Here is a 1641-nt window from a genome sequence, read left to right as displayed (position 1 = left end):
GAGGCTGTCGCACAGCTTTCGATCTTCAGCTGTCAAGCCGTCTTCCGTCTGGCGTCGTGACGAAAGATCTTGTTCAGGTTGTGCACGGCGCCCAGTAGTTTGATCTCGGCGTCGACGTCGCTGGTGCCGCGGTGGTGTAGGCGGCGTCCGAACCGTTGGAACAGCTGGGCGAAGCCGGGTTCGACGAGGGCGCCGCGGCGGGCGTAGAGCTGCTTGCCTTCGGTGGATGCCAGTCGGGCGGCCATGTCGCGGTGGCCGGCGGGGACGTCGTGGCTGGGTGGCGTGGTGGCCCTGGTTTGGTCGTACTCCTTGGTGAGCGACACGAGCAGCGGGAGATCGGCCAGGCGGTGAAGTTCGCGGTGCTGGCGTATCCGCTGTCGGCCAGCCACGCCGCGACGTCGCTGGTCAGCCCTGCGGTCGCGCAGTTGTGCTGAGCACGTCTGATGAGCGGGATCAGGGCGGTGGTGTCGGACGGGTTGTCGTGCAGCTCGATCGCGAGGAGGACCTGGTTGCGGGAGCAGGCGATCTGCACGTTGTAGCCCTGCACGTAGCCGCCGTGCTTGCCGAGCATGAGCCGCGACGCCGGATCGGTGAGTGAGGCCCTGGCCGCCGCAGACGGGATCGGCCGGGGGTTGAGCGCACGGTGCAGCCCGGCCTGCGCCCTGGCCAGCCGGGTCTGCTGCCGGACGACCCTGGCCTTGGCCTCGATCGCAACCGGTGGGCGTCCGTTGGCGCGCCGCCGTCCTGCGGTCTGGTCCTGCAGGCTCCGGCGGGCGTAGTCGGCCAGCCGCTGCTGCTGGGCGGCGGTGACCTGGGCCAGGCGCTGGGCGGCCCTGGCCACCATCCGCTCGGCGGCCTCGACCTTGATCCGGATCTCGCCGGCTGAGGGCAGCGCGCGCTCATGGAGCTTGTCCCGGGCCATCCGGGCTCGCGCCAGGCGGTCGCCGAGCCGGGACAGCCGCCGCAGGCAGTTGCCGGCGGCGGTGTGCTGGGTGCTGTGTGCGGCGTCTGCTGGATCGTCCGTGTCACCCGTCAACTGGTCAATCTCGGCTTCGCCATCGGCGATCATGGTCTCCAGGGCGTGGAGGCTGCGGTTGGTTGAGCGGGCGGCGGCCGCCTGCATCGGCGAGCCGTCCACCGCCACCGCGGACAGGTCCACCAGCCCACGCTGGGCGCATAACGCCAGGACCTGCACGAACAGCGCCTTCAGACCCTCGCGGTGACGGCGCAGGAACCGCGCGACGGTGGCATGGTCAATGTGCTGGTTGCCGGTAATGATCCGGCAACCCACGTCGTCGAGGCAGGCCGCCTCGATCCTGCGCGACGAGCGCACGCCCTTGCAGTAGCAGTACAGCACCAAGCTCAGCAACACCTGCGGTGGATACGCCGCCGCGCCTTGGCCGTCGGCGCGGTAGCTCCGCAAAAACGCCGACAGGTCGAGCTCACCGACGACATTCAGGACCTGCCAGCACAGATGCTGCGGCGGCAGCCACCCACGCAGGTCATGGCGCGACAGCGATGGGCCATCCAGGCTGCAGGAGATGAAGTTGTATGCCACGGCACGACATGATCATCCACTGTGGTTGGAAGGCCAGCGGCAACTCTTGACAACTGAAGATCGAAAGCTGTGCGACAGCCTCC

Annotated in this window: 1 protein-coding gene and 1 pseudogene; both read right to left on the bottom strand. The window is 68.7% G+C overall.

Going from position 1 to position 1641, the window contains the following annotated elements:
- Positions 1 to 32: 32 nt before the first annotated feature.
- Positions 33 to 245 carry a transposase gene (locus tag ACVCAH_RS37800; RefSeq protein WP_447140997.1) on the bottom strand — a complete coding sequence of 71 codons (213 nt, stop codon included), beginning with the start codon at positions 243 to 245 and terminating at the stop codon, positions 33 to 35.
- 953 nt (positions 246 to 1198) lie between these two features.
- Positions 1199 to 1558 (bottom strand): annotated as a pseudogene (locus ACVCAH_RS37795) (transposase); the annotation flags it as partial.
- Positions 1559 to 1641: the final 83 nt, after the last annotated feature.

It is taken from the genome of Micromonospora sp. LZ34, assembly GCF_052981855.1.
Note: the sequence above shows the minus strand (reverse complement) of the source record. Positions and strands in the feature narration are given on the sequence as shown.

Excerpts from the sequence above, each read along its gene's own strand:
- ACVCAH_RS37800 (WP_447140997.1), bottom strand. The coding sequence starts at position 245 with ATGGCCGCCCGACTGGCATCCACCGAAGGCAAGCAGCTCTACGCCCGC.